A 15,426-nucleotide genomic window follows, 5' to 3' on the forward strand; every position below is an offset into this window, starting at 1 on the left:
TCTCTCCGCGGTTGCCATCCCTGTTTTGTTAGCGCTAACACAAGCAAGCGATAGATAGCTCCCATGTTGGCTCCCTGCCCATAGCCGGCTCCCTGCCCCATAGCCGGCCATTGACCCGAGGAAGCGATCCGTGCGCATCACCAAGATCGGCACCCATGTCGTGGGGACGCCCTGGCGGAACCTCACGTTCGTGACCGTGCACACCGACGAGGGACTCACCGGCGTGGGCGAGGCCCGGATGCTGGGCCACACCGACGCCCTGCTCGGCTACCTGGCCGAGGCCGAGCGGCGGCACGTGGCCGGGAGCGACCCGTTCGACATCGAGGACCTGGTCAGGCGGATGAAGTACGGCGATTACGGCCGTGCCGGTGAGATCGTGATGTCGGGTATCGCCTGCGTGGAGATGGCCTGCTGGGACATCGTCGGCAAGGCGCTGGGCCAGCCGGTGTGGCGGCTGCTCGGCGGCAAGGTACGGGACCGGGTCAAGGCGTACGCCAACGGCTGGTACACCGTCGACCGTACCCCCGAGGAGTTCCACGCGGCGGCGCTGCGGGTGGTGGAGCGCGGGTACCTGGCGCTGAAGCTGGACCCGTTCGGCGCGGGCCGGATGGAGCTCGACCACGCCGAGACGATGCGTTCGATCTCGCTGGTGGAGGCCGTACGGGACGCCATCGGCCCGGAACGCGAGCTGCTGGTGGAGATGCACGGGCGGTTCTCGCCCGCCACCGCGATCCGGCTGGCCGGGCTGCTGGAGCCGTACGCCCCGGCCTGGCTGGAGGAGCCGTGCCCGCCGGAGAATCTGAAGGCGCTGTCCAAGATCGCCGCGCATACCCGGCTGCCGATCGCGACCGGTGAGCGGATCCACGACCGGATCGAGTTCCGCGAGCTGCTGGAACTGCAGGCCGCCGACATCATCCAGCCGGACGTCGGGCATCTCGGCGGGATCTCCGAGACCCGCAAGCTCGCCGCCACCGCCGAGACGTACTACGTGCAGCTGGCGCCGCACAACGTGGGCGGGCCGGTGCTCACCGCCGCGACCCTGCAGCTGGGCGTCTGCGTGCCCAACTTCAAGATCCTCGAACACTTCAACGACTTCGCCGACGCCGAGGTCAAGAGCGTCGCCCGGGGCGCGCCCGAGGTCGTGGACGGTCATTTCGCGCCGCCGACGGCGCCCGGTCTCGGGGTCGAGCTGGACCTGGACGCGGTCGCCGCGTTCCCGCGCCGTACCGCCGACTTCGACCTGTTCGCCGAGGACTGGCACCTGCGCGAGGGCACCGGTGATCGCCCGTGAGCCGTCGTGTCGTGGTCGAGCGGCCGGGGCGGTTCCGGATGGCCGAGGCCGATCCGCCGGAGCCGGGTCCCGGCGAGGCGGTCGTACGGATCGCCGCCGCCGGGCTGTGCGGCAGCGACCGCGAGCTGTACGACGGCGCGCGCCCGGCGGGATTCGGCGCGTACCCGATCACGCCGGGCCACGAATGGTCCGGAACGGTCGTGGCGGTCGGCCCCGGCACCGATCCGGCGCTGGCCGGCGCCAAGGTGGTCGGCGAGGGCTACCGGGGCTGCCGGCGCTGCGCGTACTGCCGCGAGGGCGCGCCCAACCTGTGCGCGGGCGGCTACGACGAGATCGGCTTCACCCGGGCCGGCGCGTTCGCCGACCACCTGCTGATCCCGGCACGGCTGCTGCACGTGCTGTCCCCGCAGGCCGATCTGCGCGCGGCGGCGCTGCTGGAGCCGGCCGCAGTGATCGCCGCCGCGGTACGGCACGCGGCGCTGCGTCCAGGCGAGTCGGCGGCGGTGGTCGGGGCCGGGACGCTCGGCATGCTGGCGCTGCAGTTCCTCGCCGCCGCCTCCCCTTCCCGGCTGATCGCGATCGATCCCCGCGCCGAGCGCGCCCGGCCGGCGCTGGCGGCCGGGGCGACCGCCGTGCATCTGCCGGGCGAGGCGGACGAGGGCGCGTTCGACGTGGTGGTGGAGACGGCGGGCGTCGCCGGTACCGCGCACGCGGCCGTGACGCTGGCCCGGCGCGGCGGCCGCGTCGTGCTCACCGGGATCCCCGGCGACCCGGACGACTGCGTACCGACCACGCTGCTGCTCACCCGCGCGCTCTCCCTGCACACCGTCTTCGGCGCGGGCACGGCCGACTGGGCGTACGCGGTGCGCGCGTTCGGAACCGGCGTGCTGCGGCCGGCCGAGCTGATCACCCACGAGCTGCCGCTGGACGACTTCGAGCGGGCGCTGAAGCTCAGCGCCTCCCCGGACGCCGGCAAGGTCCTGCTCCGTCCCGACCCGCAGGGCAGTCGCAAGCCGCAGGAGACGCCCGAGTCGCAGGAGGCACGATGAGCCCGCTCCCCCGCCACCCCGGCGAGCACGCGCTGGCCGGCCTGGGCTTCCCGCCTCGCCCCGAACCCGCACCCTCTTCCACGACGCGCTTCCCCGACGGCGGTACGTGGCGTACTGAGCTGCCCTCCTGCGAAGGGCCCGCCGTCCTGGCGGCCGTGCTCGCCGAGAGCGAGCGGCTGGCGGTGCCGCTGCACCGGATCAGCCAGGGCAGCGGCGTGTGGATGCTCACCGACGGCGAGATCGGCGAGATGGTCGACGGCTGCGGGGCGCGCGGCATCGAACTGAGCCTGTTCCTCGGGCCGCGCGGCTCGTGGGAGCCGGGGGCGGGGGGCCGCTCGTACGACTCGTCCGGGCCGCGCGCCCGCGGCCGTGACCAGCTCGCCCAGTGCGTGGAGGACGCCGAGCGCGCGGTCGCGCTCGGGGTGCGCTCGCTCCTGATCGCGGACGAGGGCGTGCTGTGGACGCTGCACCGGCTGCGCGCCGCCGGCCGGCTGCCCTCGGACGTCACGTTCAAGGTGTCCGCGCTGGTCGGCCCGGTCAACCCCGCCTCGTTCGCGGTGTGGGAACGGCTCGGCGCCGACTCCGTCAACGTGCCGAGCGACCTGACCGTCGCCCAGCTCGCCGAGATCCGCGCGATGAGCCCGGCGCCGGTGGACTTCTATGTCGAGGCTCCCGACGATCTGGGCGGCTTCGTCCGGATGTACGACGCGGCGGAGCTGATCCGCTGCGGCGCTCCGATCTATCTCAAGTTCGGGCTGCGCAACGCGCCCGCCCTGTACCCGGTGGGCCGCCATCTGCTGCCCGCCGCCGTCGAGTCCGGCCGGGAGCGCGTACGGCGCGGCCGGCTGGTCCTCGACACCCTCGCCCGGCTCGGGGCGGACGAGGGGATGTCCCCGGTCGGCGCACGCGATCCCGGCCCGCTGCGGCGGTTCCCGGCCGAGCCCGTACCGGTCACGCCCCTGGAGAACGGTTCCCCGCTCCCCAGCAGTGCCCCCACCCAGGGGCCCACCCATGTCCCCACCCATGGCACCACCCCCCAAGGAGACACGTCATGAGACTCGGGCGCCTCACCACCGTGCTGTCCACCCTCGTCCTCGGCACCGCCATGACCGCCTGCGGATCCGCCGAGAAGACCGTCGACAAGGAGGCCGACGCCGCCGCCGGCAAGGGGTCGCTGGTCGGGATCACGATGCCGACCAAGTCGTCCGAACGCTGGATCCACGACGGCGACAACGTCAAGGCCGGGCTGGAGAAGCTCGGGTACAAGGTGGACCTGCAGTACGCGCAGGACGACATCCCCACCCAGGTCAGCCAGATCGAGAACCAGATCACCAAGGGCGCGCGGCTGCTGGTGGTGGCCTCCATCGACGGCACCGCGCTGACCACCCAGCTCCAGCAGGCCGGCGACGCCAAGATCCCGGTGATCTCCTACGACCGGCTGATCCGCAACAGCCCGAACGTGGACTACTACGCCACGTTCGACAACTACAAGGTCGGCGTGCAGCAGGCCACCTCGCTGCTCGTCGGGCTCAAGCTCAAGAACGCCGACGGCTCGGAGGGCTCGGCCAAGGGGCCGTTCAACATCGAACTGTTCGCCGGCTCGCCGGACGACAACAACGCCACGTTCTTCTTCAACGGCGCGATGTCGGTGCTCAAGCCGTACATCGACAAGAAGCAGGTGGTCGTCAAGAGCGGCCAGACCGACTTCAAGACGATCGCGATCCTGCGCTGGGACCCGGCGACCGCGCAGAAGCGGATGGAGGACCTGCTCACCAAGACCTACAGCGGCGGGACGAAGGTGCAGGGCGTGCTGTCGCCGTACGACGGGCTGTCGATCGGCATCCTGTCGGCGCTCAAGAGCAACGGCTACGGCACCGGCGACCAGCCGTACCCGGTGGTGACCGGCCAGGACGCCGAGGTGGCCTCGGTCAAGTCGATCATGGGCGGGGAGCAGTACTCCACCATCTTCAAGGACACCCGCAAGCTGGCGGCCGAGACCGTCAAGATGGCCGACACCGTGCTCAAGGGCGGCAAGCCGACGGTGAACAACACCAAGGACTACGACAACGGCAAGAAGGTCGTTCCCTCGCAGCTGCTCGAGCCGGTGATCGTCACCAAGGAGGACGTGAAGTCGGCGCTGCTGGACAGCGGCTACTACACCCAGGCGCAGCTGGGCTGATCCGCCATGACCCCAGCCACCGAAGCCACTGACCTCACCGACGACACCGACGACATCCTGGCCATGCGCGGGATCACCAAGACCTTCCCCGGCGTCAACGCCCTCTCGGACGTGGACCTGACCGTGCGCCGGGGCGAGATCCACGGGATCTGCGGCGAGAACGGCGCGGGCAAGTCCACGCTGATGAAGGTGCTGTCGGGGGTGTACCCGCACGGCTCGTACGAGGGGGAGATCTCCTTCGCGGGCGAGCCGTGCCGGTTCGCCGGCATCCGCGACAGCGAGCAGCTCGGGATCGTCATCATCCACCAGGAGCTGGCGCTGTGCCCGCAGCTGTCGATCGCCGAGAACATCTTCCTCGGCAACGAGCAGACGGGCGCCCCGGGCCGCAAACGCCTGGGCAGGCCGGCACTCGGCGGGCTGGCGCTCGTTGACTGGAACCGCACCAACCACGAGGCGGCGCGGTTGCTGGAACGGGTCGGGCTGCCGGAGAACCCGGTGAGCCCGATCTCCGACCTCGGTGTCGGCAAGCAGCAGCTCGTGGAGATCGCCAAGGCGCTGTCCAAGCGGGTCCGGCTGCTGATCCTGGACGAGCCGACCGCCGCCCTCAACGACGAGGACTCCGCGCACCTGCTGGACCTGGTGCGCGGGCTGCGCGACGAGGGCATCACCTCGGTGATCATCTCGCACAAGCTGAACGAGGTGATGGCGATCGCCGACCGGATCAGCATCCTGCGCGACGGGCGGATGATCGAAACCCTGGATCCGGCCGCCGGGCGGGTCGACGAGGACCGGATCATCGCCGGGATGGTGGGCCGCGACCTGGAGCACCGGTACCCGCCGCGCGAGCCGGAGATCGGCACCGAGGTGCTGCGGATCGAGGACTGGACCGTACACAGCCCCGCCCAGCACGGCCGCACGGTGGTGTCGGGCGCCGGTCTCACGCTGCGCCGCGGCGAGATCGTCGGGCTGGCCGGGCTGATGGGAGCGGGCCGTACCGAGCTGGCGATGAGCGTGTTCGGCCGCTCGTACGGGACGGGCGTGTCCGGCCGGCTCTACAAGGACGGCGAGCCGATCGAGGCACGGTCGGTCCGCGAGGCCATCGGGCACGGCATCGCGTACGCCACCGAGGACCGCAAGCGGTACGGCCTCAACCTGATCGAGGACATCAGGCGCAACGTCTCGGCCGCCGGGCTGGGCCGGCTGTCCCGGCGCGGCTGGGTGAACGGGAACGAGGAGTTCCGGGTCGCCGAGGAGTTCCGGGCCGGGATGAACATCAAGGCACCGGACGTCCTGAGCGAGACCGGCAAGCTCAGCGGCGGCAACCAGCAGAAGGTCGTGCTGTCCAAGTGGATCTTCACCGATCCGGACGTGCTGATCCTGGACGAGCCCACCCGCGGCATCGACGTGGGCGCCAAGTACGAGATCTATTCGATCATCAACCGGCTGGCCGGCGAGGGGAAGGCGATCCTGCTCATCTCCTCGGAGCTGCCGGAGCTGCTGGGCATGTGCGACCGGATCTACACGATGGCGGCGGGCCGGATCACCGGTGAGGTACCGCGCGCGGAGGCCACCCAGGAGGGCCTCATGACCTACATGACCCGGGGCCGGACGAACGGGGACGCCGAGCCGGCTGGAGACACAGGGCCGACTGGAGACACCGGGCCGGCTGGAGATACAGGGCCGACTGGAGACACAGGGCCGGCCGGAGCCACCGAGCCGGCTCGAGACACCGGGACGGCCGCCGGCGACAAGGAACCAACGGAACAGGAGCAGGTCGGATGAGCAGTACCGCGCCCGCCGTCGCCAAGGGCGGGAACGGGGCCGGAGCGGGCCCGCCGAACGGCCGGTCCCCGGTCCGGATGAGCGTCAACCTGCGGCAGAGCGGCATCTACGTCGCGTTCGCACTGATCGTCGTGCTGTTCTCGGTGCTGACCGGCGGCGATCTGCTGCAGCCGCAGAACATCTCCAACATCATCGTGCAGAACAGCTACATCCTGATCCTGGCGATCGGGATGATCCTGGTGATCATCTCGGGGCACATCGACCTGTCGGTCGGCTCGGTGGTCGCCGTCACCGGCGCGGTCGCGGCCGTGCTGATGGTGAACCACGACATCGCGTGGCCGGTGGCGCTGCTGCTCACGCTGATCACCGGTGCGCTGATCGGGGCCTGGCAGGGCTACTGGATCGCCTACTTCGGGATCCCGTCGTTCATCGTCACGCTCGCCGGGATGCTGCTGTTCCGGGCACTGACGCTGACGGTGCTGGGCAACCAGGGCATCGGCCCGTTCCCGGACGAGATCCGTACCCTCGCCAACGGCTTCACCGGCGGCTACCTGGGCAACATCGGGCTCGGCGCACTGGGCGGCGCCGACCTGTTCAGCCTGCTGGCGGGCATCGGGGCGGTCGGCGGGCTGGCGGTCGCGCAGTGGCGCACCCGCCAGGCGCGGCTGGGCTACAAGCAGACGGTCGATCCGCTCCCGGTGTTCGTGCTGAAGATCGCGGCCGCCGGTGCGCTGATCATGGCGGTGACCATCCAGCTGGCCCGGTTCCGCAACCTGCCGTGGGTGCTGGTGCTGCTGGCGGCGCTGGTGCTCGGCTACTCCCTGCTGACCAGCCGGGCGGTGTTCGGCCGCCGGATCTACGCCGTGGGCGGCAACCTGCAGGCGGCGACGCTGTCCGGCGTCAAGGTCAAGTCGGTGGTCTTCTGGATCTTCGTCAACATGGGCGTGCTGTCCGCGCTGGCCGGGGTCATCTTCGCCGGCCGGCTCAACCAGGCCGGACCCACCGCGGGCAACGCGTTCGAGCTGGACGCGATCGCCGCCGCCTTCATCGGCGGCGCCGCCGTTCAGGGCGGGGTCGGCAAGGTGATCGGCGCGATCACCGGCGGGCTGATCATGGGCGTGATCAACAACGGGATGTCGCTGATCGGAGCGCCCAGCGAGCAGGTGATGCTCGTCAAGGGCCTGGTGCTGCTGGCCGCGGTCGCCTTCGACATCTGGACCAAGCGCCGCTCCGGCGCCCCCGTCCTCCGCTGACCCCGCTCCCCCTGCCTGCCCCTGTCAGCCCCCGCTACCCGCTAGACCCAGCTAGGCCCCCGCTCCCCGCTAGACCCAGCTAGCCCTCCACCTCCACGAGAGGAGAGAGTCATGAGGTCCCCCACCCCCCTGGCCGGTACGGCGGTGCTCGCGGCCGCCGTACTGGTGACGGCCTCGGCCCCGGCCACCGCCGGCGCCCGGCCCGGCAACACCGGGCCCGGCACTCCAGGATCGGCCCCGGTGACCGCACCGGGGATCACCAAGGAGCCGTTCGGCACGCTCGCCGACGGCACCGCCATCGAGCGGTACACGCTGAGCAATGGGCGCGGCATGCGAGTCCGGGTGCTCACGTACGGCGGCATCGTGCAGAGCCTGGAGGTCCCCGACCGCCGGGGACGGACCGGGAACGTGGCGCTCGGGTTCGGTTCGCTGGACGGCTACACCAGCGAGGCGTACGCGACGGCGAACCCGTACTTCGGCGCCATCATCGGGCGGTACGGCAACCGCATCGGCGGCGCCGAGTTCACGCTCGACGGCACCACGTACAAGCTGCCCGCCAACAACGGCCCGAACAGCCTGCACGGCGGCGACAAGGGCTTCGACAAGCGGGTCTGGGCCGCGACGCCGGTCAGGAAGAACGGCGACGTCGCACTGCGCATGACCCGTACCAGCCCCGACGGCGAGGAGGGCTATCCCGGAACGCTCAAGACCACCGTCACCTACACCGTGACCTCGCGCAACGAGCTGCGCATCGGGTACGAGGCGACGACCGACGAGCCGACGGTGGTCAACCTGACCAACCACACCTACTTCAACCTCGCCGGCGAGGGATCCGGCGACGTCTACGACCACCGGCTGCAGGTCGACGCGAGCCGCTACACGCCCGTGGACTCCACGCTGATCCCCACGGGTGAGCTGGCCTCCGTACAGGGCACGCCGTTCGACTTCACGCGCCCGCACGCCATCGGCGAGCGGATCCGCGACGGCCACCCGCAGATCCTGATCGGCCAGGGCTACGACCACAACTACGTGCTGGTCCGGAAGGAGGGCCTGGACCGCAAGGGCACCGACTCGAAGGGCACGGGCCTGTCCCGGGCGGCACGGGTCACCGAGCCGCATAGCGGGCGCGTCATGGACGTGTTCACCACAGAGCCGGGCATACAGCTGTATTCCGGTAACTTCTTGTCCGGCACGTTGAAGGGGACGAGCGGGAAGGTCTACCGGCAGGGCGACGGGTTCTGCCTGGAGACGCAGCACTTCCCCGACTCCCCCAACCAGCCGCGGTTCCCGTCCACGACGTTGCGGCCAGGGCAGGTGTACGACACGACCACGGTCTACGCGTTCACCGCGCGCTGACCTCTCACCGGAACGGCCGGGCGCGCCACCATGCGCCCGGCCGTCTCCCTGTCCGCCCGACCCGCTGTCCACCCGACCCTCTGTCCCCGCCGACCCTCTGTCCCCGCCGACCCTTTGTTTGGAGCATGACCGTCATGACGCTGGAGTACGAGATCGCGGTGGCCACCGGTGCGGCGCTGGGCGAGGGTCCCACCTGGGACGCGGCGGCGGGACGGCTGCTGTGGGTGGACATCCTGGGCTGCGAGGTGCACGCGTACGACCCGGCCACGGGCACTGACGGCGTCGTGCTGAAGACCGCCCAGCACGTGGGCGCCGTCAAGCCGCGCGCGGCCGGCGGGCTGGTGGTCAACCTGCGCGATGGCATCGGGCTGTACGAGCCGGACGGCTCGTTCCGCTGGCTGGTCGAACTGCCCGAGGACGGCCGCCGGGGCAACGACGCGGCCGTCGGACCGGACGGCGCGCTGTGGGCGGGGACGATGGCCTACGACGAGCGGCCCGGCGGCGGTGTGCTGCGCCGCGTACGGCCGGACGGCCAGGTCACGACGGTCCTCGACGACGTGACGATCAGCAACGGCATCGCGTGGAGCCCGGACGGCCTGCTGATGTACTACATCGACACCCCGACCGGACGGGTCGACGTCTTCGACTTCGATCCGGGCACCGCGACCTTGCACGGCCGGCGGCCGTTCGCCGCCGTACCGCCGCCCGGCAGTCCGGACGGCCTGACCGTGGACGCCGAGGGCCACGTGTGGGTGGCCGTCTGGGCAGGTGGCCGCGTGCTCCGCTTCGCGCCGTCCGGCACGGTGGACCGGGTCGTCGAGCTACCGGCGTCGCAGACCACCGCGTGCGCGTTCGGTGGTCCTGACCTGCGCGACCTCTACGTCACCACCGCCACTGTGGGTGCCGACGACCGGGCGCACGCGGGCTCGCTGTTCGTCGTACCGAACGCGGGCCAGGGCATCCCCGCGCCCGCCTTCGGCGGCTGATCGGGCGGCTCAGATGATCAGGCGGGCTGATCAGGCGGGCTGATCAGGCGGGTCGGCTGATCAGGCGGTGAGCGCCTGATCGTCGTCCCGGTCCGCGCAGGCGTCGGCCAGCTCGCTCAGCGAGATGTCCAGCGCCATGGCCAGGGCCGCGACGGTGAAGAACGCCGGGGTCGGGGCGCGGCCGGTCTCGATCTTGCGCAGCGTCTCGGCCGACAGCCCCGCCGCGGCGGCCACCTGCACCATGCTGCGGGGGCCGCGGGCATGGCGCAGCAGCGCGCCGAGCCGCTCGCCGCGGCGGCGCTCGGCCGGGGTCAACGGAGTCCTCACCATGCCCGCGATCCTAATGCGTACCGGGCCCCCGTGACACCCCTTCACCCGTGATATTAATACCGGTATAAGAATTGGCATATCCGGTAGGCGGGAGCACGGCAATGGTGGAGATCAAGGATCGTCCGGCGATCGACGCGATGCGGGAGGCAGGGCGCGTGGTGGCGAACGCGCTGGCCGCCGTACAGCAGGCGGCCGGGGTCGGGATACGCCTGCGCGAACTGGACGAGGTGGCCCGCGACGTTCTGCGGGAGGCCGGGGCGAGCTCGCCGTTCCTCGGCTACCGGCCGGACTTCGCGTCCATGCCGTTCCCGGCGGTGATCTGCGCGTCGGTCAACGACGCGATCGTGCACGGCATCCCGGGCGAGCAGGTCCTGCGGGACGGCGATCTTGTCAGCATCGACTGCGGCGCCGAACTCGACGGCTGGACGGGTGACGCCGCGACGAGCTTCATCGTGGGCACGCCCCGTCCCGGCGACCTCGAACTGATCGCCGCCACCCGGCGCGCGCTGGAGGCGGGCATCGCCGCGGCCCTCCCCGGCGGCCGGCTCGGCGACATCTCGCACGCCATCGGCTCGCTCGCGCTGGCGGGCGGCTACGGGATGCCCGCCGACTTCGGCGGCCACGGGATCGGCCGCCGCATGCACGAGGACCCGCACCTGCCCAACCGGGGACGCCGCGGCCGCGGCTTCCCGCTCAGCCCCGGCCTGACGCTGGCCATCGAGCCGATGTTCATCGCGGGCGGCGACGACGACTACGGAGTCGCGGACGACGAATGGACCCTCTCCACGGCCGACGGGAGCCGGGCCGCCCACATCGAGCACACCATCGCGGTCACCGAGGACGGACCCCGCATCCTCACGCTGCCCTGAGATTCGCGCCGCCCTGAAAATGCACGCTGCCCTGAGAATGCGCATGGAGTGACAAGTTTTCGCCAGTGAATGCTGGCACAGTCATCCCATGAACCGCGCCCTCGCGAACCACCTGCCCCCGAACCACGAGCCCTCCAACCACGGGCCCTCGAACCACGAGCCCTCCAACCACGGGCCCTCGAATCACGGGCGAGCCAGACACCGGCCCGTGAAGCGCCTGCTGGCCGGGACGGCCCTGCTCTGCTCGCTCGCCGCCGTCACCGCGATGCCCGCCCAGGCCACCGAGCCGACCTGGCAGCAGGTCGGCCTGCCGTTCCTGTGGCCGAGCGCCGCCATCGCCGACGTGACGGCGCTCGGCCAGGAAGACGTCTGGATCGCCGGGGTCCAGGGAGCGTTCTGCGTCCCGCAGATCGGTACCTGGGGCTGCTCGTTCAGCAGCGACGGCAACCCGGTGGCGCGCCGCTGGACGGGCACGGCCTGGCAGGAGTACCCGCTGCCCGGATTCACCGGCAACGGCCCCCTGACCATGGTGTCCGCCACCGCACCGGACGACGTCTGGATCGCCGCACCCATGGTGTCCCCCCAGTATCTGGCCCGTTTCGACGGTACGGCGTTCACCCAGGTGGCGCCGCCCCCCGACACCACCTACCTCAGGCTCAGCGCGGGGAAGGCGGGCACCTGGCTCGCCGCGTCCAGGCGCGAGGGCGGCCAGGATCTGTACCGGCGTGAGGGCGACGCCTGGGTACGGACCGTCCCGGCCACCCTCACGAACGTGACCGAGGTGCGGGCGCGTACCGCCACTGATGCCTGGGCGATCGGCGCGGAACCCTACGGCATCGGGACTCGTGGTGCCATCGCCCGCTGGGACGGGCAGGCCTGGCAGCGGATCGAGCACCCCGGGACTAAGCCTTTCTTGGACTCGACCGTGCTGCCCGTCTCGGCCACCGAGGCCTGGCTCGTCCCCAACCGCAACGAGAACGTCATCTGGCGGTGGGACGGCGCGGACTGGTCGCGCGTGGACGGGCCCGCCGGCGCGCAGTTGCTGAAACTGACCGTGGACGGCACCGGCACCGTCTGGGCAGGCGGTCAGGAGACCGTCAACGTGGACGGCTCCCCGCGGCGCAGGCCCGTACTGATGCACCACACCGGCGGGCAATGGCAGCGCGTGACCTTGGCAATGCCGTGGGGCGCGAACGAGATGAGCGTGGCCGATCTGACCACCGCCCCAGGCACCGGCTCCGTCTGGGTCGCCGCCAACACCAACATCGGTCCGCGGGTCTTCCGGCAGCGTTGACCGCGCGAGGCCGGTCTCGCGGAGTTGATCGCACTGAGCTGACGGCACTGAGCTGACGGCACTGAGCTGATCGCGCGGGTCGGTCGCCCCGCAGGCTGATCGCGCGGAGCTGGGGAAGGTTTGTCGTGAGCGGGCCCCTGGGAAGGGAGGTGCGAGAGATCCAGGGCCCGGCCGCACGGCTCCCCCCGGCCGCGTGGCCCCGGCAGCGTCGCCGGAGTGCACCCGGGGTGCGAGAAGGGACCGCGCGTCATCGACCTCACCGACGAGCACTACCAGCGACTCGCCAAGACCTACGAACGCAACTGGGCGGACCGGCCCGAGTACGTCGCCTGGATGGCCGACCGCATCATGTCCTGGCTGAAACCCGCGCCCGACGATCGGATCGCCGACATCGGCTCCGGTACCGGGCTCTTCCTCAGCAGGCTGATGGAGACGGCCTCCGCCCGTACGCCGATCCTGTGCGTGGACCCGTCCCAGCACATGCTCGACCTTCTGCCCGACGACCCCCGCCTCTCCCCCGTCCGCGCCACCGCCGAGCAGATCGCGTCCGGCGAGGTGCCCGTCCCGTACGAGCATGTGGACGCGTTCGTCTTCAAGGAGGCGATCCACCACATCAAGGACATCCCCGAGACGCTGCGCGGCCTGGCCGAACGACTCGCTCCCCGCGGCCGCATCCTCATCGTGACGCTCCCGCGCCGGCTCGAATACCCGCTGTTCCCCGAGGCGCTCGACCGCTTCGCCGGCGACCAGCCCGAGCCCGCCGACATCGCCGCCGCGATGCGCGAGACCGGGCTCGCGACCGAGCATCGGTCCGAGGAGTACGCCGTGACGATCGACCGGGAGCAGTGGATCGACCTGGTCCGCAACCAGTGGATGTCGGTGCTGTCCACGTTCACGGCCGGCGAGATCGACGAAGGTATCGAGACCATCCGGCTGCTGCACCCGGAACACGAGATCACCTACACCGACCGCTTCGCCTTCATCCAAGGCGTCAAGCACTGAGTCGCCAGTACTGAGTCATCAGTCCTGATTCACCAGCGCTGATTCGCCAGCACTGATTCCGTAAGCAGAGTGTCGTCAACGCAGTGTTGTCAAACGCAGTGTTGTCAAAACGCAGTGTCATCAAACGACAGTGTCGCCAAGCACTGGAGCGTCAGAGGCGCTGCCCATGGACACCACCCGGCTTCCGTGGGCAGCGCCGACGGCCTCAGCGGCACCAGCGGTCACCGCGCCCAGGCGCGCACGTCCATCTCGTCCCCGACGGCGAACTTGCCCGGGCTGAGAACGGAGAACTTCGCCCCGAACGCGACACCACCCGCACCACTCTCACCCACCCCACCGCTCTCTCCGCCCGTGCCGGCGCGCCGGTACGTGGCGAGCGTCCGTAGTGGCTCGGGGCCCGCCTTGGCGCCGCGCCGCTGATCGACGGTGGTGACGGCGCACCGGATCGCGAGCTTGGCGAACCCCAGTTCCGCGGTCCCGATCCGGGCCCGGCGGATCCCGTCCTCCAGATGGGGCTCCGCCCAACCGGCGATCACGATGTTGGGGCGGAACCGGTCCATCGGCAGCGGCGGACTTCCCGCCTCCTCCAGCCGCCGGTTCAGCCCGTCCAGACTGGCCCGTGAGATCACATGCACGGGGCTGCTGTCGGCGTAGCCGGACGTGCCCGGTGTCGCCCCGTCGGTGACGCGGTCGTGCTCGGGCGGCACCCGTACCAGCCGGCTCGGGGCACCGAGGATCTCCGAGAGCCATTCCGCCGCGTCCGGGCCCTGGTCGATGCCCTGGTACGGCATTCCGAACAATTCCACGTCGCAGCGAGCGGAGGCAGTGTCGATCTCCACGTCCAGCCGTTCGAGGCCAGGGGCGCGCAGGGTCAGCCGCCGCCCGTCCTGCCCGACCGCAGGACGGACGAGCGCGAGCCGGGGGTCACGCCGCTGGCTGCGGAACGTCCCGTCCCCGGTGACGACCATGAAGGCGCGGTCGTGCGCGAGCCCGGCCTCGGTCAGCCGGGCCTCGGTCATCGGTACCCCGGCACACCCCTTCACCGGATAGGCCACCAGTTCGGCGACTACGGCCCTCACGTTCGTCCCCCTCATCAGCTCGATGATCGGACGGTACGTTCCCCGGTGGTCACAGGGCCAGACGACCAGGCGTTATCTAACACAAATCCGTCAGGCTCAAGCCTGTCCAGCTCTAGCCCACCGACACAGACCCATCACGCAGGGGCACGTCCGTCCCGCACAGGCGTCCGTCAAGCACGGGCGTCCGTCAAGCACGGGGCCGGAACAGGCGCGCACCCGCGTACAGGCAGAGCGCCGCCATGGCCACGGTGACGCCGGCACCGACCGCGACCGTTCCGCTCGTGTAATGGCCGAGGAACGCTTCCCGTACGGCGTCGACCGTGTAGCGGAACGGCACGGCGTGCGACACGGCGTCCAGCCAGCCGGGGCCCAGGCTCATCGGCAGCAGTACGCCGGACAGCAGCATCAGCGGCAGCATCGCCGTGTTGGTGATGGCCGCGAACTCCTGGGTGGAGCGGACCCGCATCGCCAGCCCGTACGAGAGGGCCGACAGCGCGCCCGACAGCAGGGCGACGAACGCGAAGGCGAGCAGGACACCCGCCAGCGGGGCGCGCAGGCCGAGGGCGAGCCCCAGCAAGACGAGCAGGACGGACTGCGCCAGCAGCTGCACTACGTCGCGCAGCGTACGGCCGAGCAGCAGCGCCAGGGGGCTCACCGGAGTGACGCGCATCCGGTCGATGACGCCCATCGTCCGGTCCATCATGAGCCCGAGACCCACGAACGACCCGCCCAGCAGCGCGAGCTGGATGAGGAGTCCGGGTACGAGGGCCTGCCATGACGAGCCGTCGACGCCCAGGCTGAATCCGGTCAGCAGCGGTCCGAAAAGGGCGAGGAAGAGCAGCGGCTGCAGCAGGCCGAAGACCATGTTCGTCTTCGAGCGCAGCGTGGCGCGCATGTAGCGGCCGAAGATGACGCCGGTGTCGGTCACGATGCCGCCGGTGAGGAGCGCGGCCACC

The 15,426-nt window shown here is 70.9% G+C and carries 14 protein-coding genes; 11 read left to right on the top strand and 3 right to left on the bottom strand.

From position 1 onward, the window contains the following. Positions 1 to 130 precede the first annotated feature (130 nt). The 8 genes from ACH34Q_RS03190 to ACH34Q_RS03225 all read left to right on the top strand — a co-directional run bounded on the left by ACH34Q_RS03190 (position 131) and on the right by ACH34Q_RS03225 (position 9,896). Complete coding sequence (locus tag ACH34Q_RS03190) at positions 131 to 1,291, top strand: mandelate racemase/muconate lactonizing enzyme family protein (RefSeq protein WP_395981186.1); 1,161 nt, start codon at positions 131 to 133, stop codon at positions 1,289 to 1,291. Further along, on the top strand, positions 1,288 to 2,340 hold the full coding sequence (locus ACH34Q_RS03195; protein ID WP_395981187.1) for a zinc-binding dehydrogenase: 1,053 nt from the start codon (positions 1,288 to 1,290) through the stop codon (positions 2,338 to 2,340). Before ACH34Q_RS03190 ends, ACH34Q_RS03195 begins: the two co-directional genes overlap by 4 nt. Next, complete coding sequence (locus ACH34Q_RS03200) at positions 2,337 to 3,395, top strand: hypothetical protein (protein WP_395981188.1); 1,059 nt, start codon at positions 2,337 to 2,339, stop codon at positions 3,393 to 3,395. Before ACH34Q_RS03195 ends, ACH34Q_RS03200 begins: the two co-directional genes overlap by 4 nt. After that, the gene (chvE, locus tag ACH34Q_RS03205) at positions 3,392 to 4,519 is read left to right on the top strand and encodes a multiple monosaccharide ABC transporter substrate-binding protein (protein ID WP_395981189.1); all 1,128 of its coding nucleotides are present in this window, start codon (positions 3,392 to 3,394) and stop codon (positions 4,517 to 4,519) included. The genes ACH34Q_RS03200 and chvE overlap by 4 nt, the downstream gene beginning before the upstream one ends. Before the next feature lie 6 nt (positions 4,520 to 4,525). Further along, entirely contained in the window at positions 4,526 to 6,301 is a 1,776-nt protein-coding gene (gene mmsA, locus ACH34Q_RS03210; RefSeq protein ID WP_395981190.1) for a multiple monosaccharide ABC transporter ATP-binding protein, read from the top strand. Next, the gene (gene mmsB, locus ACH34Q_RS03215; RefSeq protein WP_395981191.1) at positions 6,298 to 7,554 is read left to right on the top strand and encodes a multiple monosaccharide ABC transporter permease; all 1,257 of its coding nucleotides are present in this window, start codon (positions 6,298 to 6,300) and stop codon (positions 7,552 to 7,554) included. The genes mmsA and mmsB overlap by 4 nt, the downstream gene beginning before the upstream one ends. Before the next feature lie 111 nt (positions 7,555 to 7,665). Continuing rightward, positions 7,666 to 8,910 (top strand): aldose epimerase family protein, encoded by a 1,245-nt coding sequence (locus ACH34Q_RS03220; RefSeq protein ID WP_395981192.1) that lies wholly within the window; start codon positions 7,666 to 7,668, stop codon positions 8,908 to 8,910. Positions 8,911 to 9,035: 125 nt separating this feature from the next. Beyond that, positions 9,036 to 9,896, top strand: coding sequence for an SMP-30/gluconolactonase/LRE family protein (locus ACH34Q_RS03225; RefSeq protein ID WP_395981193.1), 861 nt, complete (start codon positions 9,036 to 9,038; stop codon positions 9,894 to 9,896). Between the two features lie 60 nt (positions 9,897 to 9,956). Here ACH34Q_RS03225 and ACH34Q_RS03230 read toward each other — a convergent pair whose 3' ends face one another. Next, positions 9,957 to 10,226 carry a helix-turn-helix domain-containing protein gene (locus ACH34Q_RS03230; RefSeq protein WP_395981194.1) on the bottom strand — a complete coding sequence of 90 codons (270 nt, stop codon included), beginning with the start codon at positions 10,224 to 10,226 and terminating at the stop codon, positions 9,957 to 9,959. Between the two features lie 101 nt (positions 10,227 to 10,327). Here ACH34Q_RS03230 and map point away from each other — a divergent pair, with 101 nt between their 5' ends. The 3 genes from map to ACH34Q_RS03245 all read left to right on the top strand — a co-directional run bounded on the left by map (position 10,328) and on the right by ACH34Q_RS03245 (position 13,391). Further along, positions 10,328 to 11,095 carry a type I methionyl aminopeptidase gene (map, locus tag ACH34Q_RS03235; protein WP_395981195.1) on the top strand — a complete coding sequence of 256 codons (768 nt, stop codon included), beginning with the start codon at positions 10,328 to 10,330 and terminating at the stop codon, positions 11,093 to 11,095. A gap of 208 nt (positions 11,096 to 11,303) precedes the next feature. Next, entirely contained in the window at positions 11,304 to 12,389 is a 1,086-nt protein-coding gene (locus tag ACH34Q_RS03240; protein ID WP_395981196.1) for a hypothetical protein, read from the top strand. Between the two features lie 216 nt (positions 12,390 to 12,605). Beyond that, complete coding sequence (locus ACH34Q_RS03245) at positions 12,606 to 13,391, top strand: class I SAM-dependent methyltransferase (protein ID WP_395981197.1); 786 nt, start codon at positions 12,606 to 12,608, stop codon at positions 13,389 to 13,391. A gap of 221 nt (positions 13,392 to 13,612) precedes the next feature. On the opposite strand, the gene ACH34Q_RS03250 is transcribed toward ACH34Q_RS03245, so the two are convergent. Together ACH34Q_RS03250 and ACH34Q_RS03255 are read right to left on the bottom strand one after the other, a co-directional pair. Continuing rightward, positions 13,613 to 14,470, bottom strand: coding sequence for an MOSC domain-containing protein (locus ACH34Q_RS03250; RefSeq protein ID WP_395981198.1), 858 nt, complete (start codon positions 14,468 to 14,470; stop codon positions 13,613 to 13,615). Between the two features lie 187 nt (positions 14,471 to 14,657). Next, positions 14,658 to 15,425, bottom strand: a complete 768-nt coding sequence (locus ACH34Q_RS03255; RefSeq protein ID WP_395981199.1) for an ABC transporter permease — start codon at positions 15,423 to 15,425, stop codon at positions 14,658 to 14,660. Position 15,426 lies beyond the last annotated feature (1 nt).

It is taken from the genome of Actinomadura sp. 9N407, from assembly GCF_044326315.1.
Lineage (GTDB): Bacteria > Actinomycetota > Actinomycetes > Streptosporangiales > Streptosporangiaceae > Spirillospora.